Genomic DNA, 22561 nt, shown 5'->3' with positions numbered 1-22561 from the left:
ACTTTCACTAAACAATCTTGGCTTATTAAAGGTGTCTCATTTTTCTTAAAGAAAAAAAGAAGCTAGAAACTAGCTTCTTATTTTACTTCTTGTTTATAAAATTCTTTCAAAGCATCCTGCCAAGTTGGGATGACAAATCCAGTTGCTTTAGCTTTGGCTAGGCTCATCGTTGAGTTTAGTGGACGTTTAGCTTTGGCAGGGAATTGACTTGAATCTACTGGTTCAACTTCGACATTTGTATCTTTCAAAATTTCAACTGCAAAGTCATACCACGTTGTATCTTCTTTTGCATCATTCGATAAATGATAATAACCAAATTCCTTGCGATTATCAGCTAAATATGTCATAAATTCAGCCAATGTACGTGTCCAGGTTGGACGACCATGTTGATCATTAACAACCGTCAAAGTCTGGTGAGTTTTAGCTAGATTTTGCATCGTGAAAACAAAGTTTTTGCCATAGTTTCCAAATACCCAGGCAGTACGGATAATATAGAAATTTGAAACATGCTTTTCTACCAACTCCTCTCCCATTCGCTTAGTACGACCATATTCAGTTTGAGGATCTGGTTGATCATCAACTTCCCACTCTTGTCCGACTGGTTTCTTGCCGTCAAACACATAATCGGTAGAGATGTAGACTAAAGTTGCACCATGCTTTTCAGCCGCTTTTGCGACATTTTCTGTCCCTATAACATTGATGGCAAAGTCCAATTCTTTTCCTTCATCCTCTGCTGCATCAACTGCAGTGTAGGCCGCACAGTGATATACCAAGCTTGGCTTTACTTGTTCAAAAACTTTCTCAACCTTCTCTGCATTGGTGATGTCCATTTCAGCCACATCAACCGCGACATACTCTTCATTACGCTCATCCAATAAATGACGAAGTTCAGTTCCTAATTGGCCATTTGCCCCTGTTATTAAAATCATTTTTCTTCCTTTCAACTGATTCACAATTTTTCGGTATAGCAATAGAGGTTGGGACAAATGATCCCTACCTCACTTTTTATTAGCAATCAAACTTTGACGCGGTAGCTGATTGAACTTTTTGTTCATCTTTTAGACTCCAAAAACTCCTAATCATCTTCGCGGGGCTGGGACTACGAAATCGAGACTTTATCTATCGATTTCTGTCCCACCGCCTTTTATTTTTCAAGAACCTCTTGTGTTTTAGCGTAGTTGGCTTCAACAGCTTCTTTTTCTCCTTGCCACCATTCTTGGTTATCTCTGTACCATTGAATGGTTTCTTTGAGACCTTGTTCGAAATTTGTGAATTCTGGTTTCCAACCCAACTCATCACGGAGCTTGCTTGCGTCAATCGCATAACGAAGATCATGTCCCGCACGGTCAGTCACATGATCATAGGCATCCGCAGGTTGTCCCATTTCCTTAAGGATTAGTTCCAAAACTTCCTTGTTGTTTTTCTCGCCATCAGCCCCAATCAAGTAGGTTTCACCAATTTGACCTTTTGTCAAGATTGTCCAAACACCTGAAGAATGGTCATTGGTATGAATCCAGTCACGAACGTTCTTACCTTCACCATACAGTTTGGGCTTAATTCCACTTAGGATATTGGTAATCTGACGTGGGATGAATTTTTCGATGTGTTGATAAGGACCGTAGTTATTTGAACAGTTAGAAATCGTTGCCTTAACACCAAACGATCGTACCCAAGCTTTCACAATCAAGTCTGAGGCTGCTTTAGTTGATGAATATGGAGAGCTCGGATTGTACTTGGTTTCAGCAGTAAATTTCTCACCTGGACCTTCACCATGGCCTGGCAAATCTTCGCGTAGGGGGAGATCCCCATAAACTTCATCTGTCGATACATGGTGGAAGCGGATATCATACTTGCGAGCCGCCTCTAATAGAGTATAGGTTCCGATGAAGTTAGTATGGATAAATGGAGATGGATCATTGAGTGAATTATCATTGTGGCTTTCTGCTGCATAGTGAACAATCGCATCTGCTTGAGCTGCTAACTTGTCTACCAACTCAGCATTAGCAATGTCACCAACAACCAACTTAACACGATCACCTAAAATTTCCTCAATATTCGCGCGGTTGCCAGCATAAGTCAATTTGTCCAATACTGTCACGTGAACATCTGGAAAGTACTTGTAAATATAGTGGACAAAGTTAGAACCGATAAAACCAGCTCCACCTGTCACGATAATTTTTTTGTATTCAGTCATATTCTTTCCTTTTTACAAATCTTCTTCTTTCAAAGGTTTTACATCCTTAAGTAACGGATGATTTTTATCTGCTTCTGAAACCTCTGCTTCTGCAAGATTTTCCCATTCAATGCCAAGGCTTGGATCAGCGTAGTTTACAAAAGCGTACTTGGGTTTGAGTTCTATAGCCCAATAGTCATTAACCAGATAACTATAAGAAACTGTATCTGATAAGACCTGGAATCCATTGGCCACACCTCGAGGGACAAAAATTCCCTTGCTTGCATCAATAACTGTCTGATAAGTATTACCAAAGGTTTCTCCCTCACGTAGATCAACCCAAGAACCCAGAACTTTACCACCATCTGCTACAGAGATGTACTTATCCCAAGGCTCTGCGTGGAGGCCACGGAGGACATGCTTTCGTGAGAAAGATACATTGTTTTGCAATTTTCCTTCTGCAAAGAATGACTCTGGAAATCCAAGTGGAATCATTTTTTCCTTCTGGAAATTTTCTTTAAACCAGCCACGATTATCTCCATGAACTGGGATATCAAACTCCAACATACCTGGAATTGCATCAACCTTACGTGCCGCAAGAGTCTTACCGAAAAAATTATCTGTCATCTATGCTTCTCCAATCAAACGGAGCAGATACTGCCCGTATTCATTTTTCTTAAGCGGTTGGGCTAACTTCAACACATCTTCGCGACTGATATAGCCCATGCGGTAAGCAATTTCTTCCAAATTTGCGACCTGGACATTTTGCATCCGTTGTACTGTCTCAATATACTGTGAAGCCTCAAGTAAACTTTCATGAGTTCCAGTATCCAACCAAGCAAATCCACGTCCCATAACCTCAACGGATAAATCTCCACGATTTAGATAAGCTTTGTTAACATCTGTAATTTCCAATTCACCACGAGGGCTTGGTTTAATATTTTTAGCAATTTCTACTACATCATTATCGTAAAAATAAAGGCCTGTAACTGCATAATTTGAACGAGGATATTCTGGCTTTTCTTCGATAGAAATAGCATTCATATCCTTGTCAAACTCAACAACACCAAAACGTTCAGGATCTTTCACATGGTAGCCAAACACAGTTGCCCCTGACTCCTTGCTTGCTGCCTTTTGTAGCATCTTAGAAAGGCCAGGACCGTGATAAATATTGTCACCTAAAATTAGAGCAACGCTATCATCGCCAATAAACTCTTCACCAATGATAAATGCTTGCGCTAAACCATCTGGACTTGGTTGCTCTGCGTAAGATAGTTTAATCCCAAATTCAGAGCCATCTTGAAGAAGCTCTCTGAAGCGAGGTAAATCTTGTGGAGTAGAAATAATTAAAATATCCTTTATTCCAGCTAACATCAGTGTTGAAAGCGGGTAGTAAATCATTGGTTTATCATAAACCGGCATCAGTTGTTTTGATGCAACGCGAGTAAGGGGATATAAACGTGTTCCCGAGCCACCTGCTAAAATAATACCTTTCATTATAGGGTACCTTTCTCTTTTATCCTTTTCACTTTTATATTGTTAGCTTAAAAATGAATCTAACGAGCCTTTTGTTTCCTTATTTTTATACAGTACAGTATGATACTATTAATAAAATGATAACTCTGATGTTTTTATCAAAAAAACTCTATTCTTTTAAAATATAAAATACGAAAACCGACTGCTACTCTTACAACACTCTACAAATAATAGTTACAAATCAGTTTTATAAAGTCATTTTAATTTCATTAAAGCAGCTTTAAGATAAGCCCCTTCTCGAAGAGCAACTCCAACGCGTCTAGCATTATCTAAAAGTTCATTATAATCTTGTAGCGTCAACTCGTCTAATACCTTTTGAAGGTCGTGTAGAGAATCAACTACTATACCACACTGTTTATCCAACACAAAATGAGCAAGGGCGGATTCTTTCCAAACCACGAGAGGAAAGCCCGATGCCAAATAAAGAGAGGCTTTGTGGGAGTTGTTAAAACGTAGGTAATTTCCGTAAGTGCCCTGACATGTTTCCGAACTATCCCCATCCCACACTAAGCCAAAACTACCTTCCAGGGCTGCTGGTAGATCATCAGGCATAAAGGCACCAAAGTAAGTGATGTTATTCAAAGCACGGCTTTCATCATACCCAACCCCATAGAGATTATAGGCAGGACTCTCTGGCAAACTATACAGATAGCCTGATTTTGTTGGGTTTAAATTCCCAGCAACGATGATTGCTTGTTCTTTTTGAGGAAGAGACTTTTCTTGAAAATTTGGAATCAAATAATCAAAAATCTCTAAACTAACCATTTTATCTGCTGGAAATCCTTGATTAGCTAAAACGCTCTTCATGATGTCATTATGAACAATAATCCCATCTACAGACATCAAGGCTTTCTTCTCTTGGAAATAGTTTCTCAATTTATGTCTCAATTTCACTTCAGAGCCTGCTGCATGGCGCAGGGTTTCAATGTCATGAATCAGGAGATAGAATTTGACTCCTCTTTTTTGTGCTTGCTTGATGAGCTGTGATATGAAAAATGTATGATGGATAATTGGAAACTGAATGACCAACTCATCTCCTGAACCTAGCTGATCAAACACAGATTTAGTTGCACTATATTTGTGTTTTTGGGCCTTAAAGAAATTCATCTGATACCAGTTGTCAACCTTGATTTCTAATCCCTTATACCTTTCTGAAATCAGAATGGCTTCCACATCATTTCGCGCCTTATTTCCTGCATTCTTTTCGTGTGCATTATGCAGGAATGAATCTTTCAGATAATATTTCACCTTTTCTCCCCTTTAGCAGTTATATCCTTAGATACTTCCCAATTCTTCTTCTACAACTTCCAAAGCACGTTCTATAACCACGTGCATGTCGTAGTATTTATAGTCAGCTAGGCGCCCACAGAAGATAACCTTGTCATTTTGGGCTGCTTCTTCTTGATACTTGGCAAACATGGCGTTGTTCTTTTCATCGTTGATTGGGTAATATGGTTCGTCTCCACGTTTCCAATCAGCTGGGTATTCACGAGTGATAACTGTCTTTGGTTGGGTACCATACTCGAAGTGCTTGTGTTCGATGATACGAGTGTAAGGAATCTCACGTTCTGTGTAATTAACCACGGCATTCCCTTGATAGTTTTCTTCATCCAAAACTTCATGTTCAAAACGAAGACTGCGATACTCCAACTCCCCATGCTTGTAGTCAAAGTACTGGTCAATCATCCCTGTAAAGACAACTTTATCAGCTGAAGCTTCAAGCTTTTCACGATTGGCAAAGAAATCTACGCCAAGCTCTACTTCCACATCACCAAGCATATTTTCAATGATAACGTTGTAACCACCAATCGGAATCCCTTGATAACGGTCGTTAAAGTAGTTATTATCAAAGGTCAAACGAACTGGAAGACGTTTGATGATAAATGGTGGAAGGTCTGTTGCAGAGCGTCCCCATTGTTTTTCGGTATAGCCCTTAATCAACTTTTCATAGATATCCGGACCGATCAACTTGATGGCTTGTTCTTCCAAGTTTTTAGGTTCAACATCCTTCATATCTGCTGTTTGCTCGGCAATCTTGTCTTTGACTTCTTGCGGTGTCTTGGTTCCCCACATAGCGTAGAATGTATTCATATTAAAGGGAAGATTGTAGAGACTGCCCTTGTAGTTAGCCACCGGTGAGTTGATATAGTTATTGAATTCAGCGAACTGGTTGACATAGTCCCAAACTTTTTTGTTTGACGTATGGAAAATGTGGGCACCGTACTTGTGAACGTTGATGCCTTCAATATTTTCACAGTAGATATTTCCACCGATGTGATCACGCTTGTCAATCACTTTTACTTTTTTACCGCGTTTCGTTGCTTCGTGTGCGAAGATTGCCCCAGACAAGCCTGCACCAACGATCAGATAATCGTACATTATAAACTCCTTTTTATAATTTAACTATTCGATTGATATAAGGGATTTTCATTAATATCATACTTATTAGAAAACTAATCACTAATGTGAAAACAGGGAAAAACAAGTGTGCACCTTCTATGTTAAACCCTATCAACTTTTGCCATATTTGCATAACATAGGTATGTATAATAAATACCCCCATCGTTTGGACTGATAACAAGTAGATCATTCTATGTTTAGAAGCATCAATGGTTAGTGTCAATAAGGTAAGAAATAGTCCTAAACTAATTACTTTTACCAAAAGATTGTCATAAAAATATTCAGCAAAAAGATTATGATAAGTAGTTTTTGCCATGAAAAATAATATTATCGGTGAAATCAATAACAAAAGTATGCTAACTATTTTCATCCATCCCTTAAAGATTGATTTTAAATTATCTATATTGAATTGTGCTACAAAACCACCTAAAATGTAGTAAAAGAACCAAGTCCATAATCTAAACGTCTGTATAACATAAATTTGCACTGGCATTTGAAGCAAAAAATTTATCAATTCAAAAATCAAACCAATAATTGTTAATACAGATAGAAAGTATAAATAACTTCTTTTTGAATGTAAATACTTCTTCAATATTGGCAAGCATAAATAAATAAGTATTAGTGAGCCAAAAAACCAAAATTGGAAGAAATAACCCTTTTGTATCAAAGAAGCCAAAATTTTTTTAATTGGATTAATTGTGAAGTCTCTTTTAAGAAACCAAATGATAACGGTCCATGAAGACACTGTTATTAGAACCCATTTTATTTTATGTAGTATATAGGGATATGTTATCTTGCTCTTACCCAATAATAAATAACCATTTACCATAAAAAACAAGGGAATTGAATAAGTACCTAGATAATATAAATAAGATGAGTAATTCCATCGCCCTGTTTCCTTAAACCCTGGCATCGTAGTATGAAGCAAAACAACTCCTATACAAGCAATTACTTTTATCAAGTCTAAGTTTATATTCCGTGTTTTCTTCAATTCTAATTTTTTCCTATTATTTGTTTTAATTCTTTAACATCTACCACTTTCAAAACTAGAATAGCAAGAAGGTAAATGAGGCCACCAAGCACTGCATACACAAGAACATTTAAAGTAGGTGGAAAATGCAAGAATGGTTTTGCACTTAGCAACAAGCCATACATCATAGCAGATGCGCATACAATTTTTGCCATAGACTCAAGAATCGGTACTTCTTTGAGGTAAGGAAGGCTGAAGTACAATTGAATGAACCATACCAAAGCCTCTGTTAAAACTGATACAATCGAGGCCCCAACAAAGCCAAATGGAGGAATTAACAAGAGATTAAGTCCAACACTGACAACAGCCGGAATAGTCGTAGAGAGCATAAACTCACGATGTTTATTGTGTGGAATCAAAATCTGGATTCCCATAATATTTGTCCAACCAATAAAGAACATCCTAAAGACCATGATGGCAATGGCAATATTAGCTGTTTGGAAGTCCTTTCCTAGGAAAAAACTAACAAAGTCTTTATTGACAACCAAGAGACCAGCAATCATTGGAAAAATAACAAGGTTATAAACCAAGAAAGACATTTCATGTAATTTGTTAACTGCTTTTTGATTTCCAGATGAAAGAAGATTAGAAACTCGTGGAAGCATGACACTTCCCAGTGAAGTTACTAAAGTCAACAAAATATTTATCAGCTTAAGAGCTTGATCGTAAATTCCTACATCCTTAGTAGAAGACAAGGCTCCTAGCATAGTACGATCTAGCGTGATATAAAGTGAAATTGCTATTTGAGGTAAAAACAAGAGGACTACCGGTTTGATATGTTGCTTGGCATAGACCAAATCCAGATGAGGTTTTCGAATGTGTTCACGAGCAGGAAGCCACATACTCAGTTGACCTAATAAATCATAGACAACTATAAGAGTTATATACAAATATAAATCAGATGGTTTCTTTACAAAAAGAAAGATTGAAACAACCCCTAGAAGTTTGACCATGGTGTTTCGAGCGGTAATCTTTTTGAAGTCTTCAAGTCCTTGAAAGAGCCAAGAAATATCTAAACCACGAGATAACAAACTAAATCCTAAAATATAAGCAATTGGATTGTTCATGTCAGGAACCAAGAGGCATAATATGATATAGAGACTAATTGCTAAGCAAGTAGCCATTAGCTGCAAACTATAGATCCCCCAGAAAGTCTTTTCGACTTCCTTACGATGGCTAGAAATTTCCTTGGTCCCATAATTCGCTACTCCTAGTGTCGCTAAGAGAATAAAGTAGGTGACAATGGAATTAAAGTATCCATACGTCCCTAAATCATCCGAAGAAAAGACCCGTGTTACATAGGGAGTCGTAATAATCGGAAGTATAATTACCAACAATTGATAAGAAAGATTGTAGGCGTAGTTTTTAAGCACTTTCATAAATATAGAAAATTTTGCCTTCCTGTTAAATTATCGTTTAATCTTCTTTATTCAATTTCATTATCTGAATTCATGATAAACAAACGACTGATAAATAAGATCAATGGAGAATATCGAAGAACTAACATTTGAGGGTCAAACATGCCATGGATAATCATGACTCCTAAACAGGCAAGTACGATATCTTTTCGAATGGTTATGAAATATTTCATAACTTTAGTAAGAGTCAACAACATGAAGGCACTGACGATTAAGCCATCAATAACCAACAACTGCACAAACGAGCTATCTATGAAATTATAATTACTAGTAAAATTCCCGAAAATGTCTAAGAGTGTAAATTTAATATGTTGTCCTAACCAAGATACTCCAAAATTGCGGAAGCCCTCTACACTTAACCGTAGCCGATTATGTGTAAATCGATCTACAAAATGGAATAAATTCCCAGATGAATAAAAACAGAAATATAAGGTAATGATTAAAGCCAAAATAAAACCATATTTTGCGATTGTTTTCATCCAGGAGTGTTCAATAATAAAGTCTTTTTTTATGATTTTCAGACTAAATAACGCATATGTAAGTATTAAAATACTTAAATAAAATGGACTGGTTGTCGAAGTTTGTTGGTATATATAAATCGTAGCCGACAGTAAGACCAGTAATTCCATGTAAGAAATTTTTTTCCCTCGAAACATTAGATAACTACACAATGCAAAAAATAATCTTTGTGAAGCAAACGAAACATAGTTAAACCCTAGACTAAAACGATATCCGCTATCTGCACGCATGATCATATTCGAAATCACGCCCTTGTTGCTAGCATAAATCGTCAAAACAAGGACTAGAAATGTGGCAAAAGAGAAAGTTCCTAATAACTTTCTGAAATCTATATCTCTAGCAGAAAAAACAAGTAAAAGAACATTTAAATCAAGTAACCCCTCTCGATTTTTTGCAACTATAAACATAGAAATAATGAACAATACTGCTATTAACAGTTGTTCCCAATGAAATCTAAAGTGATACAAGCTTCTTGGAAGATTCACCAACTCTTTTATAAAAATCATAGCAATTGTGAAATAGAGGACGATTTTATACAATGATAAAAAGCCCTCCAATCTAATAAAATAAGTAGTTGTGACTAATGACGTGACAACAACCCATATAAATAAGGTGATTAAATAAATTTTTTCTGATATAGTACGATTGTTCATCACAATAGTCATCCAACCCTTTCAATCATTTAATTAAAAATATTTAAAACTTTACAACTCTCTATTATCAAATATCAAAGAATTGAACTTACCCATTTGATTAAAATCTGTATTTTTTTAGAAAAATCACCGTACAATACATTCTATAATTAAGTAAGAATCTAACGAAAAGATTGATAAAAGGAGTATTTTTTGTCAAAATAACCATCTCTTTGTTTACACACAATTCTTCAAAATATTGCCGTTTCAGAAGAAGAGATGTTTTTTGAGCTGAAATATTTTGAATATTACTCATTAGAATACGAGATTTATTTGATCAACAAATTGTTCATCATAAATGCCCCATATTGACATCAGCTGGTCAACTTTCTCTAATTTTTCCAGTTGATATTTCATTCGATTAGGATTGTACTCTCCCATAGCAGAAGAACCCCTGCCCGAAGTATAGACATATTAACAAGTTTGTGAGAATACGATTTTATTGAGACATTCGAATACAGTTCGATTGAAACGAACATCTTCTCCCAATTCATAGATTTCAAAAACAATTTGATGTGTTTACGATAATAAATTCCTGTTGCTTCTATGATGGAGCCAGCATTTAAACGGGCATCACAAAAATAGATAACAAATCCTGCCAAGGCCAATCCTGATAAAGTTCTTAGAAAGATAAACTTGTTTCTATAAAGATAGGAAATAACCATATAGAGATAAAAACAATGAGAGGCAAAGTCAGTTAGGTAGATAAATCCAAAAGAGTTTTGGACAACGGTACCCGCAACTCGAGATTGAACAAACTGCAAGTTTGGAATGACTCCCATCATCGAAAGTAGGATAATCAAAACAACAAAGAACAAGCTGATCCCTACATAAAGTTATAGAATACTCTCTAACTCCACTCATTAGATAATGATAATCAGAAGAAGGTACATTAAGGCATTTAGATTCCCCGTATTGTAGTATATCATACAGCCTGCTATAAGTATAAGCGGTGCAAACAAGAGAAACGTAAAAGAATATTGCTTAATAGAAAGAAAACGCAACCCTAACAAGACCGCTCCGAAAAATGGAACGTTATAGGGGATATGAGGTAAGATAGGCACTAACATTGAAGTCTGTATCATATCAATCGATATCACCAATGTTGAACCACTGCCAATAACAGTTTATCGCGTTCTATCTTTAACATTTTCTTTTTCATTTTCTAATCTCTAACCTCTTTTATTTCATTGAGGCTTTTTTAATTTCTTAAAACGATAATAAAGACCGGGAGTCAATGATAACATCACATAAATCGCCTTATTTTTCAAGTTAATCCGCTTATTTTTCAGTACTCTTCCTAGATAAGGTCGAATCTTGCTTTGGATACGAAGGATTTCCTCTTTGGATGAATCTGAGATTAAGATGAAAATGTGGAGACTACCGATGAACAAACGGGCGATGACAGCATCGTCAAGTTCTGTATTGGCAGAATAGTCCTTCTGGACAACTTCTTCCAAATGATCCATAGAATCATAAAAATCATAGTGTTTACTATTGAAGTTTGATAAGGTAATACTGTTTGGTCTACGAAAATAATGATAGATCCCTAAATCAATCACACAAACTGATTCCACTTCTTTCAAGTAGTCACTGATAACATATAAATCTTCATAGATTTTCCCTTTTGGATAGGGATGTTTTTCTACGATATCTCTTGGGAAGAGTTTAGCCCAGGCAGAGACCGTAGCAATTGTACCATAGAGCATCTCTACCAAAGTTTCTTCAGAAGAAAGAAGGGTAGCTTTCGCTAGCATTTCTTCATTTATTTGGTAGTTTTGATAAGAATCATGATCGTAGGTATCCTTACCTTTGCCTGCGACAATCCGAGCACCTGTCCGTTCTTGGAGTTCCGTCAAAAGCTCAAGGGCGCAAGGTTCAAAATAATCATCTGGATCTAGGAAAACAATCCAGTCCCCTTTAGCTTTAGTCACACCATAGTTTCTAGCATCAGACAGACCACCATTTACTTTATGATAGGCCGATACCCAATCATACTCACTTGCATATTGATCGCATAGTTGCCCGGAATCATCCGTGGAACCATCATTAACTAAGATAACTTCAAAATCTTTATAGGTTTGATTGACCAGACTTTCCATAGCATAGCGAAGATAGTCCGCCACATTATAAATAGGTACAATTACCGAAATCATATTTTCTTTTCTTTCTCTTGCTCAGTTAGATATTTAAAGCTCAAATGAACTTTTTTCTGGGAAAAGTTGATCCATGGCTTTTATAAAGTCCACCATTACTTTCTCTTCGTCTTGAACATTGAAACCATCATTGATACACATAATTTTGTATTTTCCAGAATGTAACAGTTTCCAAAAATCAGAATCTGCATGATCTAGAGAAAACAAGCCACCCAATTTAGGATTAGCGACTTCATATTTCCCACTGGCAATCTGCCAGTATTTAAAAAGCCAAACATTGGTATCAGCTGGATTTCTAAAGCGACTAGCAGATGTTTTTTCCAAGATAGCAGTTTCTTTCTCCCATACCAATTCCATAGTTGACTTTAAGAGGGGATGAGCCAAATGATTTTCCCAAAAACCGCAAATAAATTTACTATTTCTATAGAGCAAAGTCTTGAGAATATTTTTCCAACCTTGCTTGAAAGATAAAAATTTGCCATTTTTAAGAATCTCGTCCCGACTAAAATAACTGGTTACAATTTCCATATCGTTCACTTGGAAATGCCCTGTTCCATAACGTTCTGGGACAATAGGCGATAAAGCTGTATTATACTTTGGCAGACCTTCTTCCGAGAAGAAATCCGTTGGTTCAACCGGAGCTGTAAGATAGACATCATCATTAAAAAATACAAAGTGTTCAGAGAGCCCAGGAATACGATGGATATTACTCTCGATAGGATTCGCTGAAAAGACAGGCAGGTAGTCCTTACGAATGATATCTGAATGATCCACTAAAACCAATTTTTCGCTTGCAATATTTAACCAAGACGGTTTTTGTTGGTCAGTAACGAGGTAGACCTTATTGACCCAAGGAGTAAATTTTTCCACCCCTCTAAACCAATACTTGAAAGTTCCCCAATCACGGTAGGCTTTCACCGAGTTCATGCTTTTTTTAGACGTATCCACAGACTTAGAGTATTCAGCCTTCTTAGCCTGCCAAATAGGATCTCCACCGTCTACCCAAATAACAACAAAATCTATTTTATTCATAATCTTAATTTCTATATTTTATACAAATCTGAGAAATTCTTAATATAACTCTCCAACGAAAATAACTCTTTTTGGCGTTTAACAGAGGCCTTACCAAATTGCTCTCTCTTCTCAGTGTTATCAGCTAATTCTTGGATGGTCTTAGACAATTCTGCAGGCTGATTTGGTGTGGCGAGAAGGCCGTTTTCGCCCTCCTTGACCATCTCACAGACACCACCATGACGGTAGCCGGCTACAGGTTTGCCACAAGCCATGGCTTCTAGGACAACTGTTGGCAGTGGATCTGGATTTGTACTTGGCAAGACAAAGATATCAAACATATTATAGAGCTCTGTTGTCTTGCTATAATAGTCAATTCGCTTGATTTGGCTAGCTGCTGGTGAGTCTGAAATAGCTTTTTCCAACTCATCCACGCGCCACTCTTCCCCATCAAATGCACTACCTGCTAAAAAGGCTACTGCTTTTGAATTGACCTGTAAGATTGGCGTCACAGCTTCTAGGAAGTCGCCTTGCCCTTTCCAAGCATTCACTCGACCAACCATACCGATAACCAAGGCATTCTGTGCGATCCCAAATTGGTCACGGACAGAGCTAGCATCGATTTCATGATAGACGGCATTGTCGACCCCATTATAGATAACTTGAACTTGGTCATTTTTGACAAAACGAGACTGCTTGATATGATTGGCAACAGCTTGAGACACCGTCACAATCTTGTCTGCATATCGTCCCATAAGCATATTGATAAAGTCAGAAATAGCTTTGGGTTTGACGATAATCTCATGAACATGCCAAATCAAAGGTAGCTTGAGCTTGCGTTTCAAATAGATGCCCTCCAAAACAGCCGCTGTATTATTGTGAACCATATCAATACTGTGTTCTTGAGCGTAGAGGGCGATTTGCTTAGCATAGAAATTATAAGAGCGAATATAGTCAACAATGCCTTTGGGATTAAAATACTTCCTTCGTAAAATTGGATAATCCAGCACGCTGACCTGAGCTCCAACTTGACGCAAAGCCTCGACTAAAACACCATCATTTGGCAGGATGACGTGAGCTTCAAAAGCATCTTTATCCAATCCTTTAATGAGCTCCAACAAAACCTTGTCAGCACCATACATTTCTGCACCAGCATGGAGATATAATATTTTCTGCATTTCTAACCTTTAAATACTTTCTCGTAGTCTGTGACAATCTTTTCCCAAGTAAAGGCTTCCGCAATCCGTTGACTTGATTTTTGATTGAGGTCTTCGATTACTTGATCGTCCAATTGTTCAGCCTGATCAATGACATGGACCAATTGATCTTTCTTCCAATAAAGTGCTCCATCTTCACCGACTTCACGGTTAAAGCCAACATCTAACAAGAGGTTGAGCTTAGTAGACTCAAGAGCCTCAAGTAAAGAAGGATTGGTCCCACCAACCTCATGACCATGGAAGTAAGCAAAGGCATTCTCACGGATATATTTAAGCAATTCTTGATCATAAACAGTCCCTACAAACTTTACACGAGGGTCTTGATCAAATCCTGTATCCGAGCGTAACTGTTCATAAAACTTGTTTTGTTCTACATTGGTAATAAGAACAAAATCTTTTTTAGAACTCGATTGCATAAATCCACGAATCATGGCCTCATAGTTATTTTCTGGTACAAAACGACCCACGACAAGATAGTAGTTGCCTTCTAAGACTTGTTTATCAGCGAACCAAGTCCGTACTTTCTCATCATCTTTACTCAAGACGGACTTACTTGTATCTGTCCCATAGGCTATATAGGTAGTGCGAGGCTGATACTTAGCATAATCTTTTTGAATATAGGCTTCGATATTCTTGCTATCACAAATCAAAAGATCAGCATGTTTGACCATGAGTTGCTCAGAGAACTTCCAATACTTGCGGACTGGAAGACTCCACTTCGCACGCAACCACTCATGTCCATCTGGATTGACCATAAGGGTTCCACCGATAGCTTCTATCTTCTTTTTAATTCCTGAAATAAAGGGACCTATACGGCAAGCTAGAATGTAAAAAATTGGAGCCTCATCCTTATTAAACTTGGCTAATTCGATAGCCTTATTGACTGCAGCAATATCATAGGCGATTGCCCGAGCAGGTCCAATATTCGGAACATCAATATTGTAACATTTTGCTCCATTATGCTCGAAATTGTCTGCTGAAATACCAGATTTAGCTGAATTTTCACGCATACAAGCTACATAATACTGAATATCTTTGTCTTGTTGAAACTCTGTCAGTTTCTCAACAAAGGTTTCAAATCCCCCATACTTTGCAGGGATTCCTTTTGACCCTACGATATAGACACTTTTTTTCATGCTACTCCTAATTTATAGAAAGACAGGCTATATTAACAAAATCACTTTGCTCCATCTCTCATCACAACTACTTTTATTGTTTTTAATAAAATTTCAAAATCTTTCCAAATTGTCCAATCATCGATATAGGCCACATCTAGTTTGACAACATCATCAAAATTGGTAATTCCACTACGACCACTAATTTGCCACAAGCCAGTAATTCCTGGTTTGAAACTCAAACGACGTTTTTGTTCAGGTGTATACTTTTCATACTCATCCACTGTTGGAGGACGAGTTCCTACTAAGCTCATATCGCCAATCAACACATTCCAAAACTGGGGCAATTCATCCAAACTTGTCTTTCGAATAAAGTGTCCAATTTTTGTAACGCGAGGGTCATTGTCCATCTTAAACATCCCACCCTGCATAGTATTTTGGTCCATCAATTGCTGCTTGATTTCTTCTGCATCTACCCTCATGGAACGGAATTTATAAAATGTGAAATAGCGACCATTTTTACCAACTCGGGTTTGAGAGAAGATTGCTGGTCCACCATCTTTTCGAATCATTGGCACAAGGACTATACTTACAAGACCAAATATAATTAGTCCTACAATAGCACCAAGAATATCAATGATTCTCTTAGCAATGATATGACTAGGTTTATATAAATTTGTAGAGAAAGTTACTACATTCAAACCAGCCATCTCATGAATTTGTTTGTTTCGGCCTAAATTTTTATCAAAAGCATTTAGATTAACTGTAACATCAATCCCCATTGTTTCAAATTGAGAAATGATACTACCAATATCGTAATCCTCACTAGGTAGATTTACAAACACTTCATCTACTACCTCATGGGTTGCATAATTAATGAGATATTCTCGAGGAATAACCGTTACTCTATCATGTTTAAATTCTGGTTTATCTAGTACACTTACAGCGACAAGTTTCCCAAAGACATCATTTGCATTCAATAAGCGATCTATCACCTTCTCAATTCGAGACGTCGCAGTAATCAAAATGATTTTACGGCTCCCCTTTAAATTATGATTAAAATGGACCCAATATTTTTTGATAACAAAACTCAGGACATAATTAAACACTCCATACAAGGAAAGGAAGTAAACCATACCACGCCTTGAAATAACAAATTGGTCTTTCAGGAAAAAACTAGAAAAGCTAATTAACAATGCAAAAAAGATAATGTATTTTACTATCTCTATCAATTCAACGGATTGACTGCGTTTGAAAAAATCTTTTCCGTAGCCACTGATATAGAATGCTGCAAAATGAAGAAAATACAGAACAAAAACCGTTTTTGCAACAATTTCTGTTTCAGATACAGAGATTAGTATATAAGCCAATATACTGACCAGTATACTCTGCAAAAACGCTAGAGTTACGTTGTAGAAACCCCTTCCTTCCATTTTTTACTCCCTTTTTTTCCTACTTATTTCTTCCCGTATGAACCGTAGTTCCCGTATGAACCATATGAACCATATTTTTCAAGTTGAATATTAAATTTATTCAGAATAACTCCTAAGAATGGTGTTCCTGTTTGCTCTAGCTGATCTTTGGCTTTCTGAACTTCCCTACGTTTTGTTGCTGAAGCTTCAGTCACCAAGATAGAGGCGTCGCATTTTTGTACGATAATAGCCGCATCAATAACAACTCCGATAGGAGCAGTATCCACAATGATATAGTCAAAGTATTTGCGCAAGGTCTCAATCATTGCTTCAAATTTTTCACTTTGAAGAAGGGCAGTTGGATTTGGCGAAACAGCACCAGATTGAATGACAAACAAGTTTTCCACATTTGTTTCGCACAAACCGTGCGACAAATCTTTGGTCCCTGACAAGTAGTCTGTTAAACCTGTAATCTTTTCTCGAGACTTGAAGACACCTGACATAACTGAATTACGAATATCGGCATCGATAAGGAGCGTCTTATAACCTGCACGCGCAAAAGCCCAGGCAATATTGGTTGAAGTGGTAGACTTCCCTTCTCCAGGTCGAACCGAAGAAAGTGCAATCACTTTGAGACCATCCCCACTCAACTGGATATTGGTACGTAAAGCGTTATAATACTCTTCAGCTTTTTTTACAGAGTTTAATCGTTGTTGTGATAATTCTAACTTTGCCATATTTCCCTCTTTACTTTAATTTCTCAAGGTTTGGAATAACACCTAAAAGTGAGATGTGCATAACTTCTTCGATATCTTCTGGACGTTTCACTCGATCATCCAATAATTCGACTAAAAGCACGATAACTATAACAATTCCTACACCTGCTATAGTCGCCATCATTGTATTTCGACGAATATTTGGTGAAGATGGAGATGTTGCAGGTCTTGCTTCCTCAAGTGTCGTTACATCTGACACTCGCGTTACTGAAATAATCTTCTGAGCCGCTACTTCTCGTAGAGCGTTGGCAATACGACTTGCTTCTTCAGGCTTGCCATCTCGAACTGAAATAGATACGATACGAGTATCTGCAGGAACTGTTACTGAAACTTTTTTCCCAAGAGTTTTTGCATCAATGGTTAAACTTTGATCAGCTACTACTTTTTCAAGTACATCCTGAGAGAGGATGATTTCACGGTAGTCTTTTACCAGGTAAGCACCTGCCTGCAAATCTTGGTTAGTCAATCCCGGCTTATCTGCCTGGTTACGATTGACGACATAGATGCGGGTAGTACTGGTATACTGAGGCTTGATCACAAATGAACTATAAGCAAACGCTGTTATACCTGCTAATAGTGCAACTAACACGATGACAAATTTTCGTTTCCAAAGCACTTTTACTAATTGCAGTACATCAATTTCAATTTTATCTTGTTCTTTCATCATTTCTCCTAAATTAGTTGGTCGTTTATAATGTTTGATGGGTTTGTTTCAAAAAGCTCACGAGCTTTTCCTGCTCCGTATTTTTTAGCAATAAGCTCATAAGCTTCTTTCATATAAGGCGGACGATTATCCAGATTATGCATATCGCTAGCCACTACATGAACTAAGTCCTTGTCCAAGAAATACCTAGCACGTTTTTTCATAAACTTATAGGTATCTCCAAAAAGGCGAGGTTTTAAAACACTCGAACTATTAATCTGCATATAGCAACCCATATTGATGAGTTCCCTTACCTTTTTTTCATCATTTTCTAAAGCGTGATAACGCTCAATATGAGCAACCACAGGCGTAATCCCTAACATGAGAACTTTTGTCAAGGCGCTATGAATATCTCTATAGGGAGTATTCATACTAAATTCAATCAAGGCAAAGCGTGTGTCATTAAGCCTTGGAATTAAATCTTTTTCTAACTTTTCCAAAGCATCACTAGAAAAATAAATCTCAGCTCCGTACACGATATTCAAATCCGGTGCAATTTCTTGAGCCAACTGTTTGACTTCGCTAAAATTAGCTGCAATTTTATCTTCTGGTGTTTCAAACATCCCTTTTCGACGATGAGAGGTCGAAACAATGGTTCGAACACCTTGTGCATAGGCTTCCTCAAGAAGAGCCTTGCTATCAGCTCGATTTTTAGGCCCATCGTCAACATCGAAAACAATATGCGAATGAATGTCAATCATCTTATTTTCCTTCCATGGTATCTTTAATGGCCGCCTTAACAGTCTCCAAGCTCGTTGGATCAATTTCTAACATGTAAAGATTGCTATCTGGCATGGCGTAAGACGGAAGACCCATACGTCCAGTCCCTTTCAAATCTTGATTGGTAACGGTATATTTCCCACCGCTTGCCAACTGAGTATTTACAAGACTAACCATTGTTTCTGGTGGCATATTGGTCTGAATCGAATCCTGCAAACTTTGAATAATACTATCATAGTTTTTCAGTGATTCTGCCGAGGTTAATTTCTGGATAATCGCCGCAATGACTTTTTGTTGGTTGCGGCCACGATCACCGTCACCATTAGCAAGCGAATAGCGTTCACGAACAAATCCCAAAGCTTGCTCAGAATCTAAATGAACATTTCCAACTGGAAAATGGTATTGTCCATGACGCGATGTGAATTCTTGGTCGTTATAAACATCAACACCGCCGAGAAGATCAATCAACTTCAAGAAAGAGGTGAAATTGAGACGAGCATAGTAGTTCAGGTCGATACCATAAAGATTTTCTAAGGTATGGATAGAAGCATCTACACCATAGATACCCGCATGCGTCAACTTATCGTTTTGGTTATTCCCGCCATCTGCGATAGGGACGTAGGCATCTCGAGGAGTTGTCGTCAAAAGAATCTTCTTGGTATCCTGATTAACTGTCATGATGATATTGACATCTGAGCGTGAAACAGAACTGATAGGACCATAGGTATCAATCCCGCTGACATAAACATTGAAGGAATTTCCTGTAGCAGCCTTAGGCGCTTCCACTTTCTTTGTCAAATCCTTAGTATAGATTTTCTTAATCTTTTTAGCATGGTCAGGATATTCCTGTTCAATTAGATTTTCAAAAACGCCATTCAAGACAATCGCTTTGGTTTCTCCATTTATCAAACTCTTATAGGATGCCAGGTAAGAAGAAGCTTCCTCAACTGTCAATTCTTTACTTTGAGTTGCTTTAATATCATCTATCAATTTTTGAATATTCTCACCATCTGTTCCTGTTGGAGCAGTTACACTGGATAATTGAGAAACATTATTGATTTCACTGTCAGCTAGTACCGCCACACTCATAGAGTAGCTTGAATAATTTGACGTTGCATTGAATTGATTGGCGAGTCCTACAAATCGATTTACAGCTACCAAAGCTACAGAGCTGAATAAGACAGAGAGCAATAGCACTATCAAAGTGAATATCTTGGCTTTGCGCTTAACTATCAACAACAGGGATAATAAAGCTACGAGCACTAAGACTACTGCCAAGATAACATTAAAATAACTGACCGCTAAAATCTGATATCTAAAAATCAAAAACAATAAAAAAGAAGCTAGAACAGCATAGATTAACAACAAACCTACATTTAAACTATGCTGAAACTTACTAGATTTACCTTTTTTAATGCGTCTACTTTTCATGGAACACCTCTTCAAAACATTTTAATTTAATTATATCATAAAGTACCTCTAAAGACTATCTACATTAGTCAAGGAAACGTTTTATTTTGAAAATGTATTTAGTTAGTGTATATTTATTAGCATTTTTACTACATTTTATGTTTTTAAAAAACAACTAAAATAAAAATAGAGCTCTTAAAAAGCTCTATTTTTAATTATTTAACGTGACTTTCGAATTCTTTTTGACTCTTTTCGACTGAGTTTTTACGTTCTTGTTCCCATTTGGCTTTAGCTTCGTCAAATTGAACAGTTGTTACGACTTCTGTTTGCAATCTCATGTACTTGTAGTTACTTCCAGTACCTTTGATTCCGACAAGTGAGTAAGCTCGTGTAAATGGCGTCACACGTGTCACTGAAGCTCCACCACCGTTTGAATTTACAGGGAGCAATAGCGAACTATCAACCAGCCAAGCTTGTGCATCTGCATAATTTTCATAACGTTTGGATACGTCTGTATTTTCTGCATCTGCCGCTTTCAATTTTTGAGTATATTGGTCCAATCCGATACTTGTAATCTTATCAGTATCCTTACTTGGATCAAGTCCTAAAATCTTGAGATAGAATCCATCCTCAGCGTTGAAAGGATTGAGATAAGTCGATGGATCTTGATAGTCTGCAGACCAACCATCCAAGTTCAAGTCATAGTCATGATCAGCTGTAGTTGGCGCTTGGAATGTCGCATTAGCATAGTCTTCTGTTGAAATTTGAACGACATCAATCACTACATTTTCTGTCCCAAGAGTTGATTCGACAGATTGTTTAAGCGAATGAATCTTTGGAAGCAAGGTTTTATTAACTTGGTCTACAGGCAAGTCCAAATGAATCGGGAAGGTTACACCTTGTGCTTCTAGTTCTTTTTTAGCCTCTGCAAACTGAGCTTGTGCTTTTTCTTTATTGAAGTAGCCGTCCTGGGCGTCTTCAAGATTCATATTTGTCCACTGCGTACCGTAGTTTACCAACTTAGATGAAACTGTCTCACCAAAAGTCTTGTCACCTATTTGCACGAAAGTTGGTGGCACAAGTGTGTTACGAAGAGTGTTTTTAGCTGCTTCTTCTCCATTAGACTGAGCCGAATAGGCTGTACGGTCAATGGCAAAGTTGATTGCTTGACGGAAGTTTTTATTTAAAATTGCAGCCTGGGTAGCTTGTTTTTGCTCATCGCTAGTCTTAGCTGTATGATTGTAAGCTTGACGATTAACGTTAAAATTATAGTACCAAGAAGTCGCATCCTGCAAGCTATAGACGATATTGTCCTTGTATTTTTCCTTTGTCTTAGCAAAGTTTGAACTATTTGGGTAGACACCAGCAGACGAGTAGGCTCCGCTTTCGAAATTACGGATTGTCATGTCTTGGTCAGAACCATCAACATAAGCTAGTTTTACCTTTTCAATCGTCACTTTTTCTTGGTCGTAGTAATGAGGGTTCTTCATATACTCAAGTGATGATTTTGATGTAAATTCTTTTAACAAATAAGGACCACTGTAGAGAATGCTATCTGGTTTTAATTCTCCAAATTCTTTGCCTTTAGAAGCCAAGAACTCTTCATTGACAGGGAACAAGATACTATTGGTAGTTTTAGAGTTCCAGAATGGTTCTGGTCGTGTCAAGGTATATTGGACAGTATGGTCATCTAAGGCTTTAACACCAACATTTGAAAAGTCGGTATTTGCGCCTGTGACATAATCATCCAAGCCCTTGATTGAGTTTTGAATCAAATCGAGCGCTTGACTCTTGTTGTCCGCTGCGTATTTGATACCTGTGACGAAATCTTGTGCTTTAATCGGGGCATACTCTTCCCCATCAGCAGTGAACCATTTAGCATCCTGACGAAGTTTGTAGGTATAAGTCAAACCATCCTTTGAAACACTCCAATCTTCTGCAAGAGCAGGAATAAGATTTCCATAATTGTCATTTTCAAGCAAACCATCCACCAAGTTGGTTACAACAGCAGTATTATCTCCAGAGTAGTCCAACAGGTAGTTAAAGGTTGTTGGGTCAGCACCAAATGTTGACGAGTAGGTTTTAGCATCTGTCGCTGTTTTACCACATGCCGTCAATAAGACCGCTGCGGCAAGCGTCAACCCCGCTCCAATCAGTCGTTTTTTGAGTTTCATGATTCATTTTCTCCTTATATGTTAGGTTTTATAACATATGACTATATTATCAAATTTTGACCTAAAAGTAAAGTTATATCCTTATTTGTCCGTTTCTCA

General features: G+C 37.4%; 20 protein-coding genes. All 20 read right to left on the bottom strand.

Annotation, left to right across the window (positions count from 1 at the left end; all coding sequences use genetic code 11):
• Positions 1–77: 77 nt before the first annotated feature.
• Positions 78–929 (bottom strand): dTDP-4-dehydrorhamnose reductase, encoded by an 852-nt coding sequence (rfbD, locus tag QM857_RS08820; RefSeq protein WP_414275728.1) that lies wholly within the window; start codon positions 927–929, stop codon positions 78–80.
• Between the two features lie 215 nt (positions 930–1144).
• Positions 1145–2194, bottom strand: a complete 1050-nt coding sequence (gene rfbB / locus QM857_RS08815) for a dTDP-glucose 4,6-dehydratase (RefSeq protein WP_414275727.1) — start codon at positions 2192–2194, stop codon at positions 1145–1147.
• A 12-nt stretch (positions 2195–2206) separates the two neighbouring features.
• Complete coding sequence (locus tag QM857_RS08810; protein ID WP_414259664.1) at positions 2207–2800, bottom strand: dTDP-4-dehydrorhamnose 3,5-epimerase family protein; 594 nt, start codon at positions 2798–2800, stop codon at positions 2207–2209.
• A complete protein-coding gene (gene rfbA / locus QM857_RS08805) occupies positions 2801–3670 on the bottom strand; it encodes a glucose-1-phosphate thymidylyltransferase RfbA (protein WP_414259665.1) in 870 nt (289 codons plus the stop codon). It abuts the gene before it with no gap.
• A gap of 234 nt (positions 3671–3904) precedes the next feature.
• Positions 3905–4957, bottom strand: coding sequence for a galactofuranosyltransferase (locus tag QM857_RS08800; protein WP_414275726.1), 1053 nt, complete (start codon positions 4955–4957; stop codon positions 3905–3907).
• Between the two features lie 27 nt (positions 4958–4984).
• Entirely contained in the window at positions 4985–6088 is a 1104-nt protein-coding gene (glf, locus tag QM857_RS08795; RefSeq protein WP_414275725.1) for a UDP-galactopyranose mutase, read from the bottom strand.
• A gap of 13 nt (positions 6089–6101) precedes the next feature.
• Positions 6102–7100, bottom strand: coding sequence for an acyltransferase (locus QM857_RS08790; protein WP_414275724.1), 999 nt, complete (start codon positions 7098–7100; stop codon positions 6102–6104).
• A gap of 2 nt (positions 7101–7102) precedes the next feature.
• Complete coding sequence (locus QM857_RS08785; RefSeq protein ID WP_414275723.1) at positions 7103–8518, bottom strand: flippase; 1416 nt, start codon at positions 8516–8518, stop codon at positions 7103–7105.
• Between the two features lie 47 nt (positions 8519–8565).
• On the bottom strand, positions 8566–9741 hold the full coding sequence (locus QM857_RS08780; RefSeq protein WP_414275722.1) for a polymerase: 1176 nt from the start codon (positions 9739–9741) through the stop codon (positions 8566–8568).
• Between the two features lie 380 nt (positions 9742–10121).
• On the bottom strand, positions 10122–10586 hold the full coding sequence (locus tag QM857_RS08775; RefSeq protein ID WP_414275721.1) for a hypothetical protein: 465 nt from the start codon (positions 10584–10586) through the stop codon (positions 10122–10124).
• 369 nt (positions 10587–10955) lie between these two features.
• The gene (locus QM857_RS08770; RefSeq protein WP_414275720.1) at positions 10956–11924 is read right to left on the bottom strand and encodes a glycosyltransferase family 2 protein; all 969 of its coding nucleotides are present in this window, start codon (positions 11922–11924) and stop codon (positions 10956–10958) included.
• A gap of 33 nt (positions 11925–11957) precedes the next feature.
• Complete coding sequence (locus QM857_RS08765) at positions 11958–12956, bottom strand: Stealth CR1 domain-containing protein (RefSeq protein ID WP_414275719.1); 999 nt, start codon at positions 12954–12956, stop codon at positions 11958–11960.
• Between the two features lie 11 nt (positions 12957–12967).
• Positions 12968–14113 (bottom strand): glycosyltransferase family 4 protein, encoded by a 1146-nt coding sequence (locus QM857_RS08760; protein WP_414275718.1) that lies wholly within the window; start codon positions 14111–14113, stop codon positions 12968–12970.
• A 2-nt stretch (positions 14114–14115) separates the two neighbouring features.
• Positions 14116–15288, bottom strand: a complete 1173-nt coding sequence (gene cps2T, locus QM857_RS08755) for a beta 1-4 rhamnosyltransferase Cps2T (RefSeq protein ID WP_414275717.1) — start codon at positions 15286–15288, stop codon at positions 14116–14118.
• A gap of 41 nt (positions 15289–15329) precedes the next feature.
• Complete coding sequence (locus QM857_RS08750) at positions 15330–16700, bottom strand: sugar transferase (RefSeq protein WP_414275716.1); 1371 nt, start codon at positions 16698–16700, stop codon at positions 15330–15332.
• 23 nt (positions 16701–16723) lie between these two features.
• Entirely contained in the window at positions 16724–17416 is a 693-nt protein-coding gene (locus QM857_RS08745) for a tyrosine-protein kinase (RefSeq protein ID WP_263394413.1), read from the bottom strand.
• A 10-nt stretch (positions 17417–17426) separates the two neighbouring features.
• Entirely contained in the window at positions 17427–18119 is a 693-nt protein-coding gene (locus QM857_RS08740; protein WP_414275736.1) for a CspC family polysaccharide chain length determinant protein, read from the bottom strand.
• Positions 18120–18127: 8 nt separating this feature from the next.
• Positions 18128–18859 (bottom strand): capsular polysaccharide biosynthesis protein Cps4B, encoded by a 732-nt coding sequence (gene cps4B / locus QM857_RS08735; RefSeq protein WP_414275715.1) that lies wholly within the window; start codon positions 18857–18859, stop codon positions 18128–18130.
• A 1-nt stretch (position 18860) separates the two neighbouring features.
• Positions 18861–20309 (bottom strand): LCP family protein, encoded by a 1449-nt coding sequence (locus tag QM857_RS08730; RefSeq protein ID WP_414275714.1) that lies wholly within the window; start codon positions 20307–20309, stop codon positions 18861–18863.
• A 194-nt stretch (positions 20310–20503) separates the two neighbouring features.
• Entirely contained in the window at positions 20504–22462 is a 1959-nt protein-coding gene (locus QM857_RS08725; protein ID WP_414275713.1) for a peptide ABC transporter substrate-binding protein, read from the bottom strand.
• Between the last annotated feature and the right edge of the window lie 99 nt (positions 22463–22561).

Origin of the sequence: Streptococcus infantis, from assembly GCF_047463315.1 — a bacterium.
GTDB classification, from domain to species: Bacteria; Bacillota; Bacilli; order Lactobacillales; family Streptococcaceae; genus Streptococcus; species Streptococcus infantis_AB.
This window is presented reverse-complemented; position numbering and strand designations above follow the sequence as displayed.